This is a genomic window from Pelomonas sp. Root1217, from assembly GCF_001425705.1.
Classification (GTDB): Bacteria; Pseudomonadota; Gammaproteobacteria; order Burkholderiales; family Burkholderiaceae_C; genus Pelomonas.
The window spans coordinates 209,875-230,165 of sequence record NZ_LMDC01000027.1 but is presented as its reverse complement, the minus strand read 5'-3'; the positions used below and the strand labels follow the sequence as shown (position 1 = coordinate 230,165).

Genomic DNA, 20,291 nt, shown 5'->3' with positions numbered 1-20,291 from the left:
GTCAGCGCGCGGCGGCCGAGATGGCAGCCTGGGCTTGTGCCACCAAGGCCTCGATCCACAGCCCGGCGTTCAGCGGATGGTCGGCATGGCGGGCGGCGCGGCGCAGCTCCGCGTCCCAGCTCAGCAACGGTGCGGCGCGCTTGGGCGCTGGCAGGGCCGCTGGCGCGAAGAACTGGCCTCGTTGCCCGTGGCTGCGGCGCACGAGGTCATGGCACAGGCGCTGCAGTGCGTCGATGACACGGGGCGGCGCCCAGTCCGACAAGGCCGCTACCTCGCCGCGGGCCACGCGCTTGGGCAGGGCCTGCCATGCGGCATCGGTCAAGCCGCCTTCGGACCAGGCCAGCGCCTGCTGCGGCCGCCCGCCCGTGGCATCGAGCAGCCCCTCGGCACCGTCGACACCCTTGGACGCCAGCCAGGCCAGCGCGGCCGCGCGTTCGGGCAAAGGCAGGGGCAACGGCTGGCAGCGGCTGCGGATGGTGGGCAGCAGGCTGGCGCTGTCATGGCTGGCCAGTGCAAAGCGCAGCAGGCCGGAGGGCTCCTCCAGCGTCTTCAGCAGCGCATTGGCCGCAATGCCGTTCAGCGCCTCGGCCGGGAAGATGACGACCACCTTGGCCTTGCCGCGCGCCGACGTCGCCTGGGCAAAGGCGAGCAGGTTGCGCACCGCTTCGACCTTGATTTCCTTGCTGGGCTTGGCCTTGCCGGCCTTGGGCGCGTCGGGTTCCTCGAAAGGCAGGCCGAGGGACTCGCGGGCAGCCGCGTCAAGGGCTTCCGGCATCAGAAGCTGGAAGTCCGGGTGGGTGCCGCTGGCGAACAGCTTGCAGCTTGCGCAGTGGCCGCAGGCGGGTTGAGCTTCCGCGCGGTCCTCGCACAGCCAGCTCTGCGCCAGTTTGACGGCCAGTTCAAGCTGGCCGACGCCCGCCGGCCCCTGCACGAGCAGTGCATGCGAGCGAGCCCGCGCCAGCGCGTCGGCCAGCGGCGCCTGCAGCCAGGGGAGATCGGCGTTCAGCATGGGTAGCGTTCTGCAAGGACGGCCAGCAGGTGGGCACCCACCTGGTCGACCGTGCCACTGGCGTCGACACGCACGATGCGGCCCGGCGCCTTGGCCGCACGCGCCGCGTAGCCAGCGCGTACACGCTCGAAGAAGTCCAGGTCCTGCTGCTCGATGCGGTCGGCCTCGCGGGCACTGGCACGGCGGGCGGCGGCTTGTTCGGCGGGCAGGTCGAACCACAGCGTCAGCTCGGGCTCGGTGCCCTCCTGCACCCAGTCGGCCAGCGGCTCCAGCACCGACAGCGGCAGCCCGCGGCCGCCACCCTGGTAGGCAAAGCTGGCGTCAGTGAAGCGGTCGCACAGCAGCGTCTTGCCGGCGGCCAGCGCGGGCTTGATGACGGCCTCGACATGGTCACGCCGGCCGGCAAACATCAGCAGAAGCTCGGTCAGCGAACCCATGGGCTGACTCAGCACGATGTCGCGCAGCGTCTCAGCCAGCGGCGTGCCACCGGGCTCGCGGCTCAACTGCACATCGGCACCGCGGGCGCGGAACCAGTCGGCCACCGCCTGGATGTGGGTGGACTTGCCGGCACCATCGATGCCTTCGAAAGAAATGAACCGACCAGTCACTTGCCGCCGCGTTGGTATTTGTTGACCGCGCGATTGTGCGCGGCGAGGTCTTCGCTGAATTCGCTGCTGCCGTCACCCCGGGACACGAAGTAGACCGCCTTGATGGCCGCCGGGTTCAGCGCCGCCTGCAACGAGGCGGCGCCCGGCATGGCGATCGGCGTCGGCGGCAGGCCGCCGCGGGTGTAGCTGTTGTAGGGCGTGTCGCCCAGCAGGTCGCGCTTGCGCAAGTTGCCGTCGAAGCTTTCGCCCAGGCCGTAGATGACGGTGGGATCGGTTTGCAGCGGCATGCCCACGCGAAGCCGGTTCACGAACACAGCGGCGACCTTGGAGCGGTCGGAAGACACGCCGGTTTCCTTTTCGACAATGGAGGCCAGGATCAGCGCCTCGTCGGCTGATTTCAGCGGCAGGTCACTCGCCCGCTTGCTCCAGGCTGCCGCAAGCCGGCCTCGCATCGCCGCGTGGGCGCGCTTGAGCACCGTCAGGTCGCTGACACCGCGGCTGTAGGCATAGGTGTCGGGAAAGAAGCGGCCCTCGGGCGCCACGCCGGGCTCGCCCAGCGCCGTCATGATTTCGGCATCACTCATCTGCGCCGTCTTGGGCTTCAACGCTGGCGCCGCGGCCAGGGCCGCCCTCACCTGGCGCCAGTTCCAGCCTTCGATGAGGCGCAGCTGTTCCATGACCTGGTCGCCGCGCACCATCTTGTCGAGCAGCTCGCGCGGCGTGATGCCGGCATGCACCTCATAGCTGCCTGCGCGGATCTGCTTGGCCTGGCCCGACCACTTGAACCATTGGTAGAGGAAGCGGGTATCGGTTTGCACGCCGGCAGCGACCCAAGCGCGGGCGACCTCCACCGGGTTGGTGCCCGGCTCGATGGACAGCTCCACCGAAGGTGCTGACAGCGCCAGCGGGCTGCGCAGCCATTGCCAGACGGCGCCTGCAGCAATTGCCGCGATCAACAACAACGCGAGCATCGCCCGCAACAACCACTTCATGCCCTTGCCCGGGGTCTGCCCAAAGAGGGCTGATGATAATTGCGGCATGCCTGAACCCACCCAACTCCGACTCAGCGACTGGGGCGTGATCCGCGCCCAGGGTGCTGACGCCGCCAGCTTCCTGCACAGCCAGCTGACCCAGGACTTCGCCCTGCTCGACCGCGACCACGCCCGCCTTGCTGGTTTCTGCACGGCCAAGGGCCGGCTGCTGGCGACGATGGTGGGCTGGCGCGGCGGCGATGAAGAGATCCTGCTGGCTTTGCCGGCCGAGACATTGGCGGCGACGCTCAAGCGCCTGTCCATGTTCGTCATGCGCGCCAAATGCAAGCTCAGCGACGCGAGCGCGGAGTTTGCGGTCTACGGAATGCTGGGGGCGCCGGCCGCAGAAGCCTGGACGCTCGCGCACGACGGCGACGCGGTGCAGATCGCCCTGCCCGGCTCGGGTCGCGCGCTGCGCGTGCAGCCGGCGGATGCGCCTGCACCGGCGGGTGCAGCTCTCACGGCCGATGACTGGGCGTTCGCCGAAGCCGAGGCCGGCATGGCCTGGGTGCGCGGCGCCACCGTCGAGGCCTTTGTGCCGCAGATGATCAATTTCGAGGTGCTGGGCGGTGTGAACTTCAAGAAGGGCTGCTACCCCGGCCAGGAGATCGTCGCGCGCAGCCAGTACCGCGGCACGCTGAAGCGGCGGTTGCAGGTCTTCGAGACGGATACGGCCGCCACGGTCGGCCAGGAGATCTTCAACAGCGCCGATCCGGAACAACCCGCTGGCGTCGTTGCGGGCAGCGGGTCCAAGGGCGGACGGACCGCCATTGCCGCCGAGATCAAGCTCGCGGCACTGGAAGGCGGCAGCCTGCACCTGGGCAGCGCGACCGGCACCACGCTGCAGCCGCGCCCTTTGCCCTACGAGATCCCGCCACAAGACTGAGACCGGACCGAGGACAAGCCCTGCGGCTTGTCCGACGCCGGACGAAGGACAGACGCCATGCAGGGCGGCTGGCATGATGCCGTCATGCTTTTGTACGTCTATTACCGCGTCGCCGCGGAACATGTCGATGACGCCCTCATCGCCTTCCGCAAGGCGCGCGTCGAAGCACCCATCGAGTTGCTACAGCGCCCTGAGCCGGACGCCGATGGGCGGTGGACATGGATGGAGATCTACCCGGAAGGCTGGACCCACCGCGAGCCGCAGGTGGCGGCGGCGGTGGCCGAGTGGCTGGCGAGCGAACGCACCGTCGAGCGGTTCGAGATGCTGGGTTAGTCAGTCCTCGGCAGCCAGTATCCAGGCTGGTACCGGTCGGGCGCGATGGCGAACACGATGACTGCAGCCGGCTCGTCACGGTAGATCACAGTGAACGGAAAACCCTTGACTTTGGTGCGTCGTGTCGACGCTGGCCCGGGCGCGCCGCCCGACGGGAAACGGCGGATCAAGTCGAACGACGCAGCGACCGATTCACGGAATCGCTTGCCCGTACCCTCGCGCTTGCTTTCGTAATACGCCGTTTCGCGCAGCAGTTCGGCACGTGCCTCATCGCGCAGGCGCAACGGTTTCAAGGCGCGATTCTTCGAGCTTCGGCCATCACGTCGTCCAGCTCATGAAGGACGCCTTCGCCCCGCTCGTGTGCGGCGACACGCCGTTCAATTTCCTGTGTCCAGGCCTCCTCACCGAGTGGCGTGGACTTGGGTTGGAGTGATTCCAGCAACAAGTCGAGCAGGCGCACCCGGTCTTCGGGAGACAGGTTGCGGCCTTGCTCGGCCAGTTCTGCAACGGGATCGGGCATGGCGTCCTCCGGCGTTACTGTGGATCAGCGGATACCGACATTGTCTCGCGCGGTCGGCAAGATGTCCTCACAGCCCACGCACCATTTCCACATGCCCAATCCCGGCCTCCTCAAAAGGCTGGCCGCGCCGCTGGAACCCAGCCCGCAGATAAAAGTTCTCGGCAGACAGCTGCGCATGCAGCAGCACCTCGCGGTAGCCCTGCTTTCTGGCCTCGGCCATCAGCGCGTCCAGCACCTGGCGGCCGATCTGCGTGCCGCGCATGGCGCGCAGCACGGCCATGCGGCCGATCTTGGCCACGCCGGGCACATGCTCCAGCATGCGACCCGTCGCCAGCGGCACGCCGAAGCGGTTGCGCGCCAGCGCGTGCAGGCAGCTGGCGTCGGCGGCGTCCCATTCCATGTCGGCCGGGATACCCTGCTCCTCGATGAAGACCTGGCGGCGGATGGCGCCGGCGGCTTCGCCGTGCTCGCTCCAGGCGCCGACGCTGACGTCGATGACGCTCTGGCCGGCCTCGAAGCCATGGATGACGTCGCGCAGTGAATCGGGCAGGCGCTGCGGCGTCTGCGCGACCGGGTCGGCAAAGACGTAGATCATGTCGGCTTGCACCAGCAGCTGGTCGCCGCGGAAGAAGGCGCCGTCGACCTTCATTGAGCTGTTGCCGAACTCGCGGCAGCGCACGCCGATGTCCAGGCGGTCGTCATAGCGGGCGGAGGCGAGATAGTCCAGCGCCGCCCGGCGCACGAACAGATCGCCGCCCAGCATCTTCATCGTGTCGGCATAGGGCAGCGCCAGGGCTCGCCAATAGCCGCTGATGGCCGTGTCCATATAGGTCAGGTAGTGGCCGTTGAAGACGATGCCCTGGGCGTCGATCTCGGCCCAGCGCACGCGCAGCGGTTCGAAAAAGCGGAAGTCCTGGCGTTTCATGGTTGCAGATGCTCCCTGATTGCAGACGCGCAGAAGTCCAGGGCCGTCAGGGCCTCGGGCAGGCTGCGGCCCATCTTGATGAAGTCGTGGGTCACGCCACGTGCGAGCTCCAATTGCACCGGCACGCCGGCCGCACGCAGCACGTCGGCATAGGCCAGGCCTTCATCCACCAGCGGGTCGGCCTCGGCCAGCAGCACGGCTGCGGGTGCGAGGTCGGCATGATCGTCGGCATGCAGCGGCGCAAAGCGCCAGTCGCTACGCTGGTCGGCGTCGATGTAGTGGCTGAAGAACCACTCGATGCTCGCCGCGTCGAGCAGGTAGCCCTCGGCGAAGCGTCGATGCGAGTCGTGGTTCATGTGGCTGTCCGTGCCAGGCGTGATCAGCAACTGCAATGCAAGCGGCAAGCCCCGCTCGCGGGCGAAGAAGGCTGTGCTGGCCGCCAGCGTGCCGCCGGCGCTGTCGCCGCCGACGCCCAGCCGGTTGCCGTCCAGGCCGAGCGTCGCCGCCCGCTCATGCAGCCAGGCCAGGCCGGCCCAGGCATCGTCGACAGCGGCCGGAAAACGGTGCTCAGGCGCCAGGCGGTAGTCCAGCGCCAGCACGGCCGCGCCGCTGCGGTTGCTGAGCTGGCGGCACAGGCTGTCATGCGTCTCCAGGTCGCCAATCGTGAAGCCGCCGCCGTGCAGATACAGCAGCACGGGCAACTTGTCGGCGCTTGGCGCGTACAGACGTGAGGGCCGGCCGGCTACCTCCAGATCTTCAACGCGGGCCAAGGGCGCGCGCGGCAGGTCCAGGATCTCTGCGCCCATGCGATAGGCCAGCCGGGCCTCTCGCGGCGTCAGCGAGTGGAACGGCGGCCGCTTGGCGCGCTGGATGCGCGTCAGCAGTTCGGCCATGCGTGGGGTAAGGGGCGTCGTCATCGGGCCCGCATTGTCGGCGGCACCCAGGGGTCTCGCAGCGGGGCTTGGAAGGCGCTTTCGCTCGTTGGCGCCACGCTGCCCGGCTGCTGCGGCGTACCGGCGCGATCCACCATCACGAAGGGCCGAGCCTGCAACGCTCGTCGTTCGGGTCCGAGGTCGGCCGCGGCACGCAGGGCCAGCGTGTTCGCGTAGAAGGCCTTGAGGTCGGCGAGCTGAGCAACACGGGTCGCATCGTCGAGATAGCTCATGTGGCCGCCAGCGTAGTTGCGGATCTTCACGCGGCTGGCATCGACGCGCCCCAGGTCGGTCTCGGTCAGATGAAAAGGTGTGGCCAGGTCGTGATAACCGCTGACGGCGAGCACGCGCAGGCGGGCGTTCTGAGCCAGGGCCACCGAGAGGTCGGGCAAGGTGTCCGGCAAGGGCCGGCCGGCGTGGCTGAAGTTCCAGAAGTTGATGGCGTTGCTCAGCACGACATAGGTGGAACTGTTGCGGTAGCCGAGCTGGTCGCGCAGATGCGTGGCGATGCCGGTGGCGAAGCTGCTGCCGATCCAGGTGCTGGATACATCGCCCTCGGAAGCGAGCTGGCTGCCGATGGCTGCCTTCATGCGGCCGTCGTAGCGGCCAAGTTGCTGGCCGGAGATCAGCCAGACCCGGAAGTTGTCGGCCGACACGTTCAGGCTGGTCTGCCATTGCGTCGCGGGCAGGCCGGTCAGGTCGGCCAGGGGCTGCCAGATCGACGGTGTCGGCGCATTGGCCAGCCAGGCCTGCAGGGCCGGCGCGTAAACCTGGTCAGCATAGACACGCGCTTGCGCCGCCCAGGTATCGAGATCGGCCGGCACCGGTTGGGTGAGGCGGTGGAAGGCGCCGACGGCGGCGAAGCTGGGCAGATAGCCGCCGCAGCCCTGCCCGTTAGTGATGCCGCAATTGCTGTTGTAGTCCATCGCCGGGGACTGCAGCACCAGCCCGTCGAGCATGACGCCGGCCTCCTGCAACTGGCGCGCGAGCACGGCCGTACGCGGGCCGCCGTAGCTTTCGCCGTAGAGGTATTTGGGCGAGGCGGCGCGGTTGTTGGCAGCCAGGTAGCGCTGGATGGCGTCGCGGAACAGCGCCGCGTCGGCATCCACACCCCAGAAGCTGCGGTTGGTGAAGGGCGCGATGGCCTGGGAGTAGCCGCTGCCCACTGCGTTGATGAAGACGAGGTCGGTTTGGCCCAGCAGGTGCTCGGCGTTGTCGATCATCGGGAAAGGCCGCGCCGCCGTCGTGTCGGGTGCGCTGGTCACAAGCCGCCTGGGCCCAAAGCTGCCCAGCTGCAACCAGACCGAGGCCGACCCTGGGCCGCCGTTGTAAAAGAAGGTGACGGGGCGGGTCGCCACATCGGCACCGGGCAGGGTGTAGGCGACGTAGAAGACCGAGGCTTCGGCGGCGCCAGTGGCGTCGCGCGCGATCAGGTGGCCGGCGGTGGCGGTGTAGCTCAGCGTCTGGCCGTTGGCCGTGAGCGTCTGGGTGCTGACGGCGGCGGCCTCGACGGCGCCCGACAGCGAAGCATCGGCCGCCGAGGAATAGACCGTCGTGTCGGTCAGCCCCGGCTGGTTGTCGACAGGCGGCGTCGGCGTTGGGGCCGAGCCCCCGCCTCCGCCCCCGCAGGCCGCGAGCAGGACCAGGAGCAGCAGGGGCAGTGAAGTCGCGCGCATGACGGCGAGTCTAGACACGCCGGACTAGGATGCGCAAAGACATTGCAGGGAGTGCGCCGTGGCCCAGATCCTCTACCTGACCCGCATCGAGCTTGAGTTCGGCGCCAGCCGCCTGCTGCCGGCCGAGTGCGAGCGCATCGGCATCCGCCGCCCGCTCGTCGTCACCGACGCTGGCGTGCGCGCAGCCGGCGTGCTGGACGAGGCGCTGGCAGCCTTCGACGTCAAGCCTCCCGTGTTCGACCGCACCCCCGCCAACCCGACCGAGGCGGCCGTGCGGCTGGCGGTGCAGATGGCCCAGGAGTTCGACTGCGATGGCCTGATCGCCATCGGCGGCGGCTCCAGCATGGACCTGGCCAAGGGTGTGGCCATCGCCGCCACGCACGAGGGCCCGCTGACGCATTACGCGACCATCGAAGGCGGCGCCGGGCGCATCAGCCCCAAGGTGCTGCCGCTGATCGCCGTGCCGACGACGGCGGGCACTGGCAGCGAGGTGGCCCGCGGCGCCATCATCATCGTCGACGACGGCCGCAAGCTGGGCTTCCACAACTGGGAGCTGCTGCCCAAGGCGGCCATCTGCGACCCGGCGCTGACCCTGAAACTGCCGCCCGGCCTGACGGCTGCGACCGGCATGGACGCCATTGCCCACTGCATCGAAACCTTCCTCGCACCGGCCTTCAATCCGCCGGCCGACGGCATCGCGCTGGAAGGGCTGCGCCGGGGCTGGCAATCCATCGAACGCGCCACGAGTGACGGCCAGGACCGGGATGCGCGCATGGACATGATGTGCGCCAGCGTGCATGGTGCGATGGCTTTCCAGAAGGGACTGGGCGCGGTGCACTCGCTGAGCCATGCACTGGGCGGGCTGAATCCGCGCCTGCATCACGGCACGCTGAACGCGGTCTTCCTGCCGGCCGTGGTCCGCTTCAATGCCGAGGCCGACAGTGTGCGGCGCGAGCGGCGCATCGAAAGGCTGGCCCAGGCGATGGGGCTGGCCGGCAGCGGCGCCGACGCGGTGGCCGATGCCATCAGCGCGTTGAACACGCGCCTGGGCCTGCCCAGCGGGCTCGCGGCCATGGAGGTCGGCCCCGAGCTGGACGACCGCATCATCGAACGCGCCCTTGTCGATCACTGCCATAAGACCAACCCGCGCATTGCGAGCGCCGAGGAGTACCGGGGACTGCTCGCGGCATCGCGCTGAACATCGTTTTCATCGCGGGCAGCGTGACCGAAGTCCCAGTTTGCGGCCGACACGGCTTGTAACCCGCACTAGCATTCCCTATTGCCCGCGCCCGCGCGGCGTAGAGATGAAAAGACTGGAGACCTCATGAACAAGCTTTCCATCGGCAAGCGCCTGGCCGCCGGCTTTGCTCTGGTGCTGGCATTGGCCGCCTGCGTGATTGCGCTGGCTTCGTGGCGCCTGGCCTCGACGGCCGCGGCGACGCGCCAGATGATGGACGAGCCGCTGACCAAGGAGCGGCTGATTGCGGACTGGAACCGCAACATCAACTCGGGCGTGCGCCGCACCATGGCCATCGCCAAGAGTTCTGACGCCTCGCTGGTGGAGTTGTTCAAGGAGGATCAGGCGCAATCCACCAAGTCGTCCAGCGAGATGCAGGACAAGCTGAAGGCGCTGATCCGCTCGCCCGAGGAGCAGGTGCTGTTCGACGAAGTCGGCAAGGCGCGCAAGATCTACATCGATTCACGCGACACGATCGTCAAGCTCAAGAAGGACGGCCAAGCCGAGGCGGCCGACAAGCTGCTGATGGATGTCTTCGTGCCCGGCTCCAAGGTCTATCTGGCCAAGATGCAGGACTTTCTGGACTACCAGCGCAAGGCCATCGACCAGACCGCCGCCGGCATCGATACCGCCAACAGCAACGGCCGCTTGCTGTTGCTGGGTTTCGGTATTGCCATGCTGGGCCTGGGTGTGGCCGCGGCCTGGACCATCACGCGCAGCATCACGCTGCCGCTGGCGGCAGCCAACGAACTGGCCGAGCGCGTGGCGGACGGCAACCTGATGCGCTCGGGCGCGGGGCAGATCGCGAGTTCCGACGAAATCGGCCAGCTGCAGACGACGCTGCGCCGCATGCGCGAAACGCTGGCGCAGACGATTGGCAGCATCCGTGATTCGGCCGAGTCGATCGGCACGGCTTCCGCCGAGATCGCCAGCGGCAACCAGGACCTGAGCGCCCGCACGGAAAAGGCAGCCTCCAGCCTGGAGCAGACGGCCAGCGCGATGGAGGAACTCACCGGCACGGTGCAGCAGTCCGCGGCGTCGGCCGGCCAGGCGAATTCGCTGGCGGTCTCGGCCGCCAACGTGGCTCAGCGGGGCGGCGAGGTGGTCGGCCAGGTCGTGCACACCATGGACGAGATCAATGCCAGCTCGCGCAAGATCGCCGACATCATCAGCGTCATTGATGGCATCGCCTTCCAGACCAACATCCTGGCGCTGAACGCGGCCGTCGAGGCGGCCCGAGCCGGTGAACAGGGGCGCGGCTTTGCGGTTGTCGCCAGCGAAGTACGCTCGCTGGCCGGCCGCTCGGCGGATGCGGCCAAGGAGATCAAGAGCCTGATCGGCAGCAGTGTCGAGCGCGTGGAAGCGGGCTCGCGGCTGGTGGCCGAGGCGGGCAAGACGATGGGCGAACTCGTGGGCGCCGTGCAACGCGTCAAGGACATCATGGGCGAGATCACGACCGCCACGGCCGAGCAGTCCGACGGCATCGCCCAGGTCAATAGCGCGATTGCCCAGCTCGACCAGGTCACGCAGCAGAACGCCGCGCTGGTGGAGGAATCGACCGCCGCGGCCGAGAGCCTGCGCGAGCAGGCAACGACGCTGAACGGCGCGGTCGGCACCTTCCAGGTCGCGCGGCGCTAACTGCCTCCGCCGCCTCCGCAGCCCGAGCCGCCGCAGCTGCTACCGCCACCGCCGTCACAGCTGGCACCACCGCCATCGCTGCTGCCACAGTCGCTGCTGCCGCCATCGCTGAAGCTGTAGCCCCAGCTGAAGCCGCCATCGCCGCTGCCGCTGTCATCACGGCGGCGCTGCGTCGCCTGGGCCTCTGAGGCACTGAGCAGCCCCAGGCCCGCCAAGCCGGCAGCACCGACAGCGGCATGAGCCGTCGAGCTGCCGCTGAACTGACCAAAGCCGTCGATCTGGCGGTGCACCAGCACACCGCGCTCATGACCATAGGCCCAGCCGGTGGGCAGGCGCATCAGGCCGTCGAGCGCGAACAAGAAGGGCAGCCGCTGCGCGATCGGGCTGCGCCCTTCGCTGCGGCAGGCGCCGGCCCAGGCGCGGGCAAGGCATTCATCCAGAGGCGCGCCCAATGCCTCGGCTTCGCGGTGTTCGACGTGCTGGCCGAAGTAGCGTTGCTGCCAGGCAGCCAGGCCGGCGGCATCCGTTTGCAGCCAGACATGCCACACCGAATCCGCCGCCTTGCTGGGCAAGGCGCACGGCCCCTGAGCCTGCTGCAGCCGGCAGGCCTCGAAGAACTGGGCCAAGCCTGTGGAGCAACGCAACCAAGCCGCGTCATCGACGGCAAGGCCGGGAAAGTCATCGGGGGCTTGCCGCATCCAGGCCGCGCGAACCGCGGGCGGGATCTGCTCTGCCGCCAGCGTGGCCGGCGGGCACTGGCGGCGCAGCGCCTGACGGAATCGGGCCTCGCGTCGCCGGCCGACCCAGGCGCCCAGACGATGTGCGAGGCTGAACTTTGTTGTTGTCGTTGTGCTGTTCATGGGCACGAGTGTTTGACATGAATATGACACGACCGTGACGACCGGGCAAACACTCACAACGCCATAAAAAAGGCCCGCCGAAGCGGGCCACAAAAGTCAGGAGTTGAAGCCGACTGATTTAACCGTGCTTGGCATCGAAGAACTGCTCGTCTTCCGTCGAGCCCTTCAGCGCGGCCGTGGAAGCGTTGGCCTCGATGGTCGTCGTGACGGCGTCGAAGTAGCCGGTGCCGACTTCGCGCTGGTGCTTGACAGCGGTGAAGCCCTTCTCGGCGGCGGCGAATTCCTTCTCCTGCAGTTCGACGAAGGCGCTCATCTGGTGGCGGGCGTAGCCATGGGCCAGCTCGAACATCGAGTAGTTCAGGCTGTGGAAGCCGGCCAGCGTGATGAACTGGAACTTGTAGCCCAGGGCACCCAGTTCGCGCTGGAACTTGGCGATGGTCGCGTCGTCGAGATTCTTCTTCCAGTTGAAGCTCGGCGAGCAGTTGTAGGCCAGCAGCTTGCCGGGGAACTTGGCATGGATGGCGTCGGCGAAGGCCTTGGCGAAGGCCAGGTCGGGCTTGCCGGTCTCGCACCAGATCAGGTCGGCATAGGGCGCGTACGCCAGGCCGCGGCTGATGGCCTGGTCCAGGCCGTTGCGGGTACGGTAGAAGCCTTCGACGGTGCGCTCGCCGGTGCAGAACGGCTTGTCGTTGTCGTCGATGTCGGCGGTGACGAGGTCGCCGGCTTCGGCGTCGGTACGGGCGACCAGCAGCGTGGGCGTGCCCATGACGTCGGCAGCCAGGCGGGCGGCGACGAGCTTGGCCACGGCTTCACGGGTGGGCACGAGCACCTTGCCGCCCATGTGGCCGCACTTCTTGGCGCTGGCCAGTTGGTCTTCGAAATGGACGCCGGCGGCGCCGGCTTCGATCATGGCCTTCATCAGCTCGAAGGCGTTCAGCACGCCGCCAAAGCCCGCTTCGGCGTCGGCCACGATGGGGGCGAAGAAGTCGATGTCGTCCTTGCCTTCGCTCCACTGGATCTGGTCGGCGCGCTGGAAGGTGGCGTTGATCTTCTTGACGACCTTGGGCACCGAGTCCACCGAGTACAGCGACTGGTCGGGGTACATCTCGCCGTTGCTGTTGGCGTCGCCGGCGACTTGCCAGCCGGACAGGTAGATGGCCTTCAGGCCGGCCTTGACCTGCTGCATGGCCTGGTTGCCGGTCAGGGCGCCCAGGGCATTGACGAAGGGCTCGGTGTTCACCAGGCCCCAGAGCTTCTCGGCACCGCGCTTGGCCAGCGTGTGTTCGATCTCGATGGAGCCGCGCAGGCGCACGACGTCGGCAGCGTTGTAGCCGCGGGTGATGCCCTTCCAACGGGGGTTCTCGGCCCAGTCTTTTTCCAGGGCGGCGATCTGTTGGTCACGGGTGAGGCGGGTCATGAAAAGCTCCTTGCTGAACATCGAAAACCGATAACGCAAGACTAGGCCTTGGGCCCTTCGTTGTGAAGCCACTAGTCTTATATAAGACAAAAAACTTTCTCTTTTAAAAACAGCTAGTTAGATTTTCATTTTCAAATCAAGAAATGCAATTCACCATAATGAGAAATCATGCGGCAGTGCAGCATGGGTACTTTTCATGATTTGAAAAGTGACTTTCGAATCGTGAGAACGCGCCGCTTCAGAATGCACCCAACCGTGATCCTTCCAGTTTCGATGCCATGACCCTCTTGTTGACGCCTCGGCTGCGCCTGGAGCCGCTGAACGACAGCCATTTCGATGCCCTGCACCGGCTGAACAGTGACCCGGTCGTCATGCGCTACATCACCGGCCGGCCCGATACGCCGGAGGACACGCAGTCCATGATCGACCGCGTGAAGGCCCGCTGGGCCGAGTTCGGCTATTCCTGGTGGGGTTTCGTCCGCCAGGACAACGGTGACCTGATCGGCACCGGTTGCATCCAGCACCTGAACCGTGATCCGGCCGGGCCGTTGGAAACAGGCTGGCGGCTGCGCCAGGACGCGTGGGGCCAGGGCTATGCCAGCGAAGCCGCCCGCCACATGGTCGGCTGGGCGTTCAAGACGCTCAAGCCGGAGTTGATCTGCGCCGTCTGCCAGCCCGAGAACACGCCCTCCTCCACCGTCATGGAGCGCCTGGGCATGACCTTCACCGGCAACGGCCGCTGGTATGACATGGACTGCAAGCGCTACGACATCACTTCAGCGCAATGGGCGGTAAGCCCAGCTAAAACACGCTACGACGCTGAGGCATAGTTCGGTTTCTCGCAATCACTCTGCACGGAGGACCTATGGCCAACACCGAACAACGCGGCAACAAGATGACGAAGAAACCCAAGAAGGACACGGGCCCCGGCAAGGCGGCGGGCTCGGATCGCCCGGTGCCACCGATGACGGCCGTCCTGCCCAAGGGCAAGGAAGCCAAGCTGAAGAGCAAGTAAGGCCAGACACTGGCCGGCCGCGGACTACAAACCGCCGACGAAGTAGCGCTTCAGGCCGGCCAGCACCATCTCGACCGCGATCGCGGTCAGCACCAGGCCCATCAGCTTCTCGATGGCCGACACCACCGAGTCGCCGAGCAGCTTGCGGATGCGGTCTGCCAGCACGAGCACGAGGCCCGAAACCAGCAGTGCCGCACTGAGCGCACCGATCCATTCGTAGATGCGGTCCGGCTGGCGGGATGCCAGCAGCAGCACCGTGGCCATGGCCGAGGGACCGGCCAGCAGCGGCACGGCCAGCGGAAAGATCAGCGGCTCCTTGCCGGGCTCCAGGCCATAGGCCGATTCGCCCGAGCTGCCGAAGATCATGCGGATGGCAATGATCACCAGGATGACGCCACCGGCCACCTCCAGCGAGCGCTCCGACAGGTGCATGACCTGCAGGAAGCTGTCGCCCAGGAACATGAAGGCGAACAGCACGCAGAAGGCGATGCCCACCTCGCGCAGCGCCACGCGCGTGCGCCGTTCCTTGGGCACCGCACGCATGATGGGAATGAAGACGGGCAGGCTGCCGAGCGGGTCGAGCACCAGCAGCAGCAGGATCAGGGCGGAGAGGAAGCTGTGGTCCATCGGACCATTGTCCCCGCCGCCCTGCCGAAAAGGCTGGCACGCGGCGCAACAGCGCGGGCACAAAGCACGCCAGGCGCTTCCCGCGCAGCACTACGTCAGCGACGAGCCTCGCGCCTCAGGAGCCCGAAGGCCATCGCTAGACTACGCCGCTTCGCCAACGACAACAGGTTCACCTGGATTCACGACGCATGATGGATCTGATTTGCGCGACGCGCCTGACCTCTGACGACTTCTGGAACCGCTCGGCACTGGGTCTGTCGTTGCAGCGCATCTCGCATGACCACCGACTGAAACCCCGCATCGCCTTCGAGAACCGCCGGGGTTTGCCATCGGTCTACAACGAACGCATCGACGCCGCCGACGCCGAGGCGATCCTGGTCTTCATCCACGACGACGTCTGGCTGGACGACCATTTCTTCTTCGAGCATGTGTCGGCGGCCGTGAACGCGGTCGACATCATCGGCGTGGCGGGCAACCGCCGCCGCGTGCCGGGGCAGCCTTCTTGGGCCTTTCCGACCCCGCGTTTCGAATGGGATGCCGCGGAGCACCTCAGCGGCGCGGTCTGCCACGGGCAGCAGGCTTTCGGCAAGGTCGCCCACTTCGGGCCGGTGCCGGCCAGCTGCGAGCTGTTGGACGGCGTGTTGCTCGCCACCCGGCGCGACCTGCTCAGGGAACGACAAGTTCGTTTTGACGAGCGCTTCGACTTCCACTTTTACGACATGGACTTTTGCCGCAGTGCCCGTCAGGCCGGGCTGTGGCTGGCCACGTGGCCTATCGCCATCACTCACCAAAGCAGCGGCCGTGCAGGCTCGCCCGACTGGCAGGAAAACTACGACAAATACCTCGCCAAATGGGGCGACTGAGGCGGGCGGCGCCCAGTCCACAACGGGCCTGAACGGCAGTTGCTCCTCGATGCAGGTCCCCAGGCAAAGATTGCACGATCATGCCCGCCGACTTGCATGTCGGCGGGCCGTCGCAGGCTTTGCACAGCCCGCGGGTACCGTGCTTTGTCCGGGCTCAGAACTTGTAGTACGCGCGCGCGAAGTAGGACGCGCCATTCAGGCCGAACTGCACGCTGTCGTAGTAGAAGCCGTTGTCGGTTTGGCCCGAATCCTGCCGAGTCGGCTTGACGTTGAAGACGTTGTTGCCGCCCAAGCTGAACTTCAAGGCCGGCGTGGCCTGCCAGCTCATGCCCAGATCCATGGAGGTCTTGGGCTTGTAGTGCAAATATTCGCCGACATTGAATGTGCCTTGGGTCTGGCTGCCGAAGTGGATGATCTTGGCCTCGCCCGTCCAGGCACCCTGGCTGTATTCGAAGCCCAGCGTGGCCTTGGCGCGCGGGCCGGCCTCTTCGATGAACAGGCGCTCACGCTCTGACAGGAGCACGTCGGGCTCGATCTTCAGCGTGGACGGCACGTGGATCTTCGTGACAGTGGTCCGGCTGAGGTTCAAGGCCAGGAAGGTGTTCAGCGAGCCTGCACCCAGCTTGCTGCGGGTCGAGGCCGTCAGGTCCAGGCCACGCGTGCGGGTGTCGACTGAGTTCACAAAGAACTGCGCCTGGCCCACGCCCAGGCCTTGCAGGATGGGGCCCAGGTTCGGGTCGCTGGAATCCACGCGACCGGACAGCACGATGCGGTCCTTGATCTTGATCTGGTAGAGGTCGGCCGTGAGGGCGGTGTCCTGGCTGGGCTTGACGGTAAAGCCGACGGTGAAGTTCGTGGACTTCTCCTGCTTCAGGGCCGGCACGCCCGCGGCGTTGGTGAGCGTGCTGCCATTGGGGGCAATCACCACGTCCACCGGTTGCAGGTTGATGAAGTCCGTGATGGTGGACGAGAAGTAGAGCTGCTGCAGACTTGGCGCGCGGAAGCCGGTGCTGGCTGCACCGCGAAGCAGGAAGGCATTGTTGAATTTGTAGCTGCCGGCGAGCTTGGCCGTCGTCGACGAACCGAAATCGCTGTAGTGCTCGGCGCGAACGGCGGCATCCACGGTCAGGGCCTGCGTCAGGTTGGCCTCCCAATCGGCGTACAGGGCCTGGCTGTTGCGACTGCGGTTGGTCACGTCGCCCGGCTGGAAGCCCGGGAAGCCCTGGCTGCCAGCGTTGCCTCCGAAGCCCAAGCCGTCGACGTCGTTGTACGAGCCAGGCTCGCCTGCGACGATGTTGTACTTCTCGCGACGGTACTCGGCGCCGAACGCGATGTTGCTGCCACCCAGCAGGTCCGGAAAGAAGCGGCTCACGTCGAAGTTGGTCGTGGCCTGGCTGAAGCCGAAGCCGCCGGCATCGAAGCTGGTCGGACTGATGCCCTTGCCGCCGGCGAGCAGGTCCTTGTTGGCAATGGATGCGTTCAACGTATGGCTGATGTTGTAGCGCATCTTGTTGCTGCCATAGGTCTGGGACAGGTCGGTATCCCAGCCAGCGAGGGCCGACTTCCAGCCGACGATGACATAGCGGTCCTCGATATCGCCGTTGATGTACGGCACGAAGCCGTCCGGATACATCGCGGCCGAGTTGCGGCTGGGGATGTCGTCGGAACCGACGCCGCCCCGCGACCAGGCCGCAGAGGACGCATCGCGGTTCTGGGCACCGGCGGTCAGGTAGAGCTTGTTGTCGGTGGACAGGGGGAACTCGCCGTTCAGGTAAACGGTCTTGTTCTTGACTTGGGTGTCGCCGATGGTGCGCAGATCGCCCGGGTCGGCGCGATTGGAGCGGCCACGGTCCTGCCACTCACCCGTGACGCCTAGGGTGCCGTCGGCGATCTTGACGCCGCAGTAGGCCGAGGCGAGATAGTTCTTGCCATCACCCGCTGAATACTGGCCGAAGCCAGCCACGGCCTCACAGCCCTGCTTCTTCTTCAACTGGATGTTGATGACGCCCGCGATGGCGTCCGAACCGTACTGGGCCGCCGCACCGTCGCGCAGCACCTGCACGTTGTCGATGGCCAGCAGCGGCAGGGAGTTCATGTCCGTGCCGGTCGTGCCGCGGTTGCGCGCGCCGAACAAGTTGACCAGGGCCACGGTGTGGCGGCGCTTGCCGTTGACGAGCACCAGGGTCTGGTCCGAGCCCAGGCCACGCAGCGAAGCGGAGTCGATCAGGTCGGCACCGTCAGCGCCGGTCTGGCGCGTCGAGTTGAAGGAAGGCGACAGGTATTGCAGCGTCTGCGCCAGGTCGAATTGACCCCCGCCCTCGGTGATCTTGCTCATCGAATAGATGTCGACGGGCACCAGCGTGTCGGTGCTGGACGCGGCGGGCAGGCTCTTGCGGGAGCCGATGACTGTCACGCGCTCGAGGTTGCTGGCTTCCTGAGCCAGGGCTGAGGCGGTGGCAAAGAGGGTGACGGCGGCAAGCGCGGTCGGCAGCAGGCGGGTGGCATGCATAGAAGGACTCCGTGATCGATTTGTGATGGCGGCGGAGTTTGCCCCTCGTAACAGGGTCGCGAGGGCGGGTGTTGTGGCCTGCCGACAGGTTTGAAACCAACGAAACGAACGAAGCTTCGGTGCAACCCGAGGGCGGGAAAACGAGAGGCCGCCGCGCTCAGCCCCGCGGATGGTGCTCGGCGTGCAAGGCTTTGAGGCGCTCCCGCGCCACATGGGTGTAGATCTGCGTCGTCGACAGGTCGGCATGCCCCAGAAGCAGCTGCACGGCACGCAGATCCGCACCATGATTGAGCAGATGCGTGGCGAAGGCGTGGCGCAGCGTGTGCGGCGACAGCGGCACGGTGATGCCGGCCGCCAGCGCGTGTCGCTTGATCAGGGTCCAGAACATCTGCCGCGTCATGCCGGCGCCTCGGGCGGTCACGAAGAGGTCGTCGCTGCTCTGGCCGGCCAGGATCTCGGCGCGGGCCTCGCGCAGATAGCGCGTCATCCAGTCCCTTGCGTGTTCGCCAAAGGGCACGAGGCGGGCCTTGCTGCCCTTGCCCGTGACATGCAGCACCGCATCCTTGAAGGCGACATGCGCGCTCTTGAGCGTGACGAGTTCGCTCACGCGCAGGCCGCTGGCATACATCAGCTCCAGCATCGCACGGTCGCGCAGGCCCAGCGGCGTATCGACGTCCGGCGCATCCAGCAGCGCGCTGACCTGGGCCTCGCTGAGCAGCTTGGGCACGCGCAGCGGCTGCTTGGCCGTCGTCAGCTTGAGCGTCGGGTCGGCCTGGATACGCCCCTCGCGCAACGCCCAGCGGAAATAGCGCTTGAAGACCGACAGGCGGCGATTCGAGCTGGTCGCCTTGCCAGCCGGCTTGGCGGCCGCGTACTCGAACAGCTTCAGCTCGCTGCAGGCGTCCAGCGAGGCGGGCGCCAGCCAGGCCGCCAGCGCACTCAAGTCGCGCCGGTAGGCCGCCTGCGTGTTGGCACTCAGGCCGTCTTCCAGCCAGAGCGCCTCGATGAAGTTCTCAATGCCAGGGTCAGCGGCCACGGCGCATCTGGCATTCGGGCCGAGCGCCGGGCCGTTCCCAAGCCGGCCCGCGTTGGCGATGTGCTTGCGGTTCGAAGCCGCAAGCATCGCCGTCCCCTCGGGGGACCGACCAGACTCGCTCGCGTGCAGCGATGCGAGGTTGGGCGAGGGGCTTCAAGTCAGTCAAGCTTCAACTTTTGAGCAGCCACAACTTTCTTGTAGACCTCGAACTCCGCCGCGATCTGGGCGGCGAACTGCTCGGGCGTGTTGGCCACGATCAGCGAGCCGGTGTCCTCGATGCGCTTCTTGACGTCGGGAATCTCGAGCGCCTTCTTGACCCCGTCGTGCACCTTGTCCACGATGTCGCGCGGCAGGCCCTTGGGACCGTGGATGCCGTAGTAGGCCAGGCGGTTGACGGCTTCCAGGCCGACTTCCTTGAAGGTCGGCACATTCGGCAGCGCCGCCAGGCGCTGCGGTGCTGCCACGACGATGGGAATGAGGCGGCCGTCCTTGATGAAAGGCAAGGCCGAGGGCAGGTTGTCGAAGATCATTGGCACCTGGCCGGCCACCGTGTCGTTCAGCGCCGGGCCGGCGCCGCGGTAGGGGATGTGCAGCACGAAGACGCCGGCCAGCGTCTTGTAGAGCTCCATCTGCAAGTGGCCGATGCCACCGGTGCCCGAAGTGGCGTAGCTGTGCTTGGCCGGGTTCTTCTTGAGTTCGGCGACGAAGCCCTTGTAGTCACGCGCCGGGAAGCTGGGGTGCACGGCAATGATGTTGGGCGTCGCCGCGACGTTGATGATGGGCGTGAAGTCGGTCAGCGGGTTGTAGGCGATCTTGGGGTTGATCGCCGGGTTGGCCGCCGTCGTCGACACCGTGGCCATGCCCAGCGTGTAGCCGTCGGGCGCGGAGCGCACGATTTCCATCGCTCCGACTGTGCCGCCGCCGCCGGCCTTGTTGTCGACCACCATGGTCTGGCCCAGGACGCTGGACATGCGCTCGGCGACGATGCGGGCAATGATGTCCGTCGTGCCGCCCGGTGCGAACGGCACGATCAGGCGGATGGGTTTCGCGGGGTAGCCCTGCGCCCAGGCCAGATGCCCGAAGGGGCCGAGGCTGGCGAGCGTGGCGGCTTGGAGGACGGAACGGCGTTGCATGGGGTCGGTCTCCTTGGTTTGATGGGGCGATGCTAG

21 protein-coding genes are annotated in these 20,291 nt (G+C 66.9%); 7 read left to right on the top strand and 14 right to left on the bottom strand.

What is annotated here, in order from left to right; all coding sequences use genetic code 11:
- Position 1 precedes the first annotated feature (1 nt).
- From ASC95_RS18760 to mltG, 3 genes are read right to left on the bottom strand one after another with little or no spacing between them, the layout of a single operon-like run.
- Positions 2–1,009, bottom strand: coding sequence for a hypothetical protein (locus ASC95_RS18760; RefSeq protein WP_057299231.1), 1,008 nt, complete (start codon positions 1,007–1,009; stop codon positions 2–4).
- A complete protein-coding gene (gene tmk / locus ASC95_RS18755) occupies positions 1,003–1,617 on the bottom strand; it encodes a dTMP kinase (protein ID WP_057299230.1) in 615 nt (204 codons plus the stop codon). The genes ASC95_RS18760 and tmk overlap by 7 nt, the downstream gene beginning before the upstream one ends.
- On the bottom strand, positions 1,614–2,609 hold the full coding sequence (gene mltG / locus ASC95_RS18750) for an endolytic transglycosylase MltG (protein ID WP_057299229.1): 996 nt from the start codon (positions 2,607–2,609) through the stop codon (positions 1,614–1,616). Before mltG ends, tmk begins: the two co-directional genes overlap by 4 nt.
- Before the next feature lie 46 nt (positions 2,610–2,655).
- Here mltG and ASC95_RS18745 point away from each other — a divergent pair, with 46 nt between their 5' ends.
- Both ASC95_RS18745 and ASC95_RS18740 read left to right on the top strand, forming a co-directional pair.
- Entirely contained in the window at positions 2,656–3,534 is an 879-nt protein-coding gene (locus tag ASC95_RS18745; protein WP_057299228.1) for a folate-binding protein YgfZ, read from the top strand.
- An 84-nt stretch (positions 3,535–3,618) separates the two neighbouring features.
- Positions 3,619–3,867: a DUF4936 family protein gene (locus tag ASC95_RS18740; protein ID WP_162250807.1), complete on the top strand. Its 249-nt coding sequence runs from the start codon at positions 3,619–3,621 to the stop codon at positions 3,865–3,867.
- On the opposite strand, the gene ASC95_RS18735 is transcribed toward ASC95_RS18740, so the two are convergent.
- The 5 genes from ASC95_RS18735 to ASC95_RS18715 all read right to left on the bottom strand — a co-directional run bounded on the left by ASC95_RS18735 (position 3,864) and on the right by ASC95_RS18715 (position 7,920).
- Positions 3,864–4,160 (bottom strand): type II toxin-antitoxin system RelE/ParE family toxin, encoded by a 297-nt coding sequence (locus ASC95_RS18735; RefSeq protein WP_157256396.1) that lies wholly within the window; start codon positions 4,158–4,160, stop codon positions 3,864–3,866. The genes ASC95_RS18740 and ASC95_RS18735 overlap by 4 nt on opposite strands.
- On the bottom strand, positions 4,157–4,387 hold the full coding sequence (locus ASC95_RS18730; RefSeq protein WP_057299225.1) for an addiction module protein: 231 nt from the start codon (positions 4,385–4,387) through the stop codon (positions 4,157–4,159). The genes ASC95_RS18735 and ASC95_RS18730 overlap by 4 nt, the downstream gene beginning before the upstream one ends.
- Positions 4,388–4,454: 67 nt before the next feature.
- On the bottom strand, positions 4,455–5,312 hold the full coding sequence (locus ASC95_RS18725) for a YbgC/FadM family acyl-CoA thioesterase (protein ID WP_057299224.1): 858 nt from the start codon (positions 5,310–5,312) through the stop codon (positions 4,455–4,457).
- On the bottom strand, positions 5,309–6,229 hold the full coding sequence (locus tag ASC95_RS18720) for an alpha/beta hydrolase (RefSeq protein WP_235537972.1): 921 nt from the start codon (positions 6,227–6,229) through the stop codon (positions 5,309–5,311). The genes ASC95_RS18725 and ASC95_RS18720 overlap by 4 nt, the downstream gene beginning before the upstream one ends.
- Positions 6,226–7,920: a S10 family peptidase gene (locus ASC95_RS18715; RefSeq protein WP_157256395.1), complete on the bottom strand. Its 1,695-nt coding sequence runs from the start codon at positions 7,918–7,920 to the stop codon at positions 6,226–6,228. Before ASC95_RS18715 ends, ASC95_RS18720 begins: the two co-directional genes overlap by 4 nt.
- A 58-nt stretch (positions 7,921–7,978) precedes the next feature.
- Between ASC95_RS18715 and ASC95_RS18710 the strand changes: the two genes are divergently transcribed.
- Together ASC95_RS18710 and ASC95_RS18705 are read left to right on the top strand one after the other, a co-directional pair.
- Positions 7,979–9,118, top strand: coding sequence for an iron-containing alcohol dehydrogenase (locus tag ASC95_RS18710; protein WP_057299222.1), 1,140 nt, complete (start codon positions 7,979–7,981; stop codon positions 9,116–9,118).
- Positions 9,119–9,244: 126 nt separating this feature from the next.
- Positions 9,245–10,795 (top strand): methyl-accepting chemotaxis protein, encoded by a 1,551-nt coding sequence (locus tag ASC95_RS18705; protein ID WP_057299221.1) that lies wholly within the window; start codon positions 9,245–9,247, stop codon positions 10,793–10,795.
- Here ASC95_RS18705 and ASC95_RS18700 read toward each other — a convergent pair.
- Both ASC95_RS18700 and aceA read right to left on the bottom strand, forming a co-directional pair.
- Positions 10,792–11,655, bottom strand: a complete 864-nt coding sequence (locus tag ASC95_RS18700) for a hypothetical protein (protein WP_057299220.1) — start codon at positions 11,653–11,655, stop codon at positions 10,792–10,794. The two genes, ASC95_RS18705 and ASC95_RS18700, sit on opposite strands and share 4 nt — an antisense overlap.
- Positions 11,656–11,773: 118 nt before the next feature.
- Entirely contained in the window at positions 11,774–13,072 is a 1,299-nt protein-coding gene (gene aceA / locus ASC95_RS18695) for an isocitrate lyase (RefSeq protein ID WP_057299499.1), read from the bottom strand.
- A 278-nt stretch (positions 13,073–13,350) separates the two neighbouring features.
- On the opposite strand from aceA, the gene ASC95_RS18690 reads away from it, so the two are divergent.
- Together ASC95_RS18690 and ASC95_RS31445 are read left to right on the top strand one after the other, a co-directional pair.
- Positions 13,351–13,902, top strand: coding sequence for a GNAT family N-acetyltransferase (locus tag ASC95_RS18690; protein WP_057299219.1), 552 nt, complete (start codon positions 13,351–13,353; stop codon positions 13,900–13,902).
- Between the two features lie 35 nt (positions 13,903–13,937).
- Positions 13,938–14,087 carry a hypothetical protein gene (locus ASC95_RS31445; protein ID WP_200960168.1) on the top strand — a complete coding sequence of 50 codons (150 nt, stop codon included), beginning with the start codon at positions 13,938–13,940 and terminating at the stop codon, positions 14,085–14,087.
- A gap of 24 nt (positions 14,088–14,111) precedes the next feature.
- Here the strand turns inward: ASC95_RS31445 and ASC95_RS18685 are convergent, their stop codons facing one another.
- Complete coding sequence (locus tag ASC95_RS18685; RefSeq protein ID WP_057299218.1) at positions 14,112–14,714, bottom strand: MarC family protein; 603 nt, start codon at positions 14,712–14,714, stop codon at positions 14,112–14,114.
- Between the two features lie 188 nt (positions 14,715–14,902).
- Between ASC95_RS18685 and ASC95_RS18680 the strand changes: the two genes are divergently transcribed.
- On the top strand, positions 14,903–15,577 hold the full coding sequence (locus ASC95_RS18680; RefSeq protein ID WP_057299217.1) for a glycosyltransferase: 675 nt from the start codon (positions 14,903–14,905) through the stop codon (positions 15,575–15,577).
- 154 nt (positions 15,578–15,731) lie between these two features.
- Here the strand turns inward: ASC95_RS18680 and ASC95_RS18675 are convergent, their stop codons facing one another.
- The 3 genes from ASC95_RS18675 to ASC95_RS18665 form a co-directional block, all read right to left on the bottom strand.
- Positions 15,732–18,086, bottom strand: a complete 2,355-nt coding sequence (locus ASC95_RS18675; protein ID WP_057299216.1) for a TonB-dependent siderophore receptor — start codon at positions 18,084–18,086, stop codon at positions 15,732–15,734.
- A gap of 157 nt (positions 18,087–18,243) precedes the next feature.
- On the bottom strand, positions 18,244–19,209 hold the full coding sequence (xerD, locus tag ASC95_RS18670; protein WP_082567916.1) for a site-specific tyrosine recombinase XerD: 966 nt from the start codon (positions 19,207–19,209) through the stop codon (positions 18,244–18,246).
- Between the two features lie 71 nt (positions 19,210–19,280).
- Positions 19,281–20,255, bottom strand: coding sequence for a tripartite tricarboxylate transporter substrate binding protein BugE (locus ASC95_RS18665; protein ID WP_057299215.1), 975 nt, complete (start codon positions 20,253–20,255; stop codon positions 19,281–19,283).
- Positions 20,256–20,291: the final 36 nt, after the last annotated feature.

Coding starts and splice junctions, on each gene's coding strand:
- ASC95_RS18740 (WP_162250807.1), top strand. CDS start 3,619: ATGCTTTTGTACGTCTATTACCGCGTCGCCGCGGAACATGTCGATGAC.
- ASC95_RS18705 (WP_057299221.1), top strand. CDS start 9,245: ATGAACAAGCTTTCCATCGGCAAGCGCCTGGCCGCCGGCTTTGCTCTG.
- ASC95_RS18685 (WP_057299218.1), bottom strand. CDS start 14,714: ATGGACCACAGCTTCCTCTCCGCCCTGATCCTGCTGCTGCTGGTGCTC.
- ASC95_RS18745 (WP_057299228.1), top strand. CDS start 2,656: ATGCCTGAACCCACCCAACTCCGACTCAGCGACTGGGGCGTGATCCGC.
- ASC95_RS31445 (WP_200960168.1), top strand. CDS start 13,938: ATGGCCAACACCGAACAACGCGGCAACAAGATGACGAAGAAACCCAAG.
- ASC95_RS18715 (WP_157256395.1), bottom strand. CDS start 7,920: ATGCGCGCGACTTCACTGCCCCTGCTGCTCCTGGTCCTGCTCGCGGCC.
- aceA (WP_057299499.1), bottom strand. CDS start 13,072: ATGACCCGCCTCACCCGTGACCAACAGATCGCCGCCCTGGAAAAAGAC.
- ASC95_RS18720 (WP_235537972.1), bottom strand. CDS start 6,229: ATGACGACGCCCCTTACCCCACGCATGGCCGAACTGCTGACGCGCATC.
- ASC95_RS18680 (WP_057299217.1), top strand. CDS start 14,903: ATGATGGATCTGATTTGCGCGACGCGCCTGACCTCTGACGACTTCTGG.
- ASC95_RS18730 (WP_057299225.1), bottom strand. CDS start 4,387: ATGCCCGATCCCGTTGCAGAACTGGCCGAGCAAGGCCGCAACCTGTCT.
- ASC95_RS18700 (WP_057299220.1), bottom strand. CDS start 11,655: ATGAACAGCACAACGACAACAACAAAGTTCAGCCTCGCACATCGTCTG.
- ASC95_RS18690 (WP_057299219.1), top strand. CDS start 13,351: ATGACCCTCTTGTTGACGCCTCGGCTGCGCCTGGAGCCGCTGAACGAC.
- ASC95_RS18675 (WP_057299216.1), bottom strand. CDS start 18,086: ATGCATGCCACCCGCCTGCTGCCGACCGCGCTTGCCGCCGTCACCCTC.
- ASC95_RS18725 (WP_057299224.1), bottom strand. CDS start 5,312: ATGAAACGCCAGGACTTCCGCTTTTTCGAACCGCTGCGCGTGCGCTGG.
- xerD (WP_082567916.1), bottom strand. CDS start 19,209: ATGCTTGCGGCTTCGAACCGCAAGCACATCGCCAACGCGGGCCGGCTT.
- ASC95_RS18665 (WP_057299215.1), bottom strand. CDS start 20,255: ATGCAACGCCGTTCCGTCCTCCAAGCCGCCACGCTCGCCAGCCTCGGC.
- ASC95_RS18760 (WP_057299231.1), bottom strand. CDS start 1,009: ATGCTGAACGCCGATCTCCCCTGGCTGCAGGCGCCGCTGGCCGACGCG.
- mltG (WP_057299229.1), bottom strand. CDS start 2,609: ATGAAGTGGTTGTTGCGGGCGATGCTCGCGTTGTTGTTGATCGCGGCA.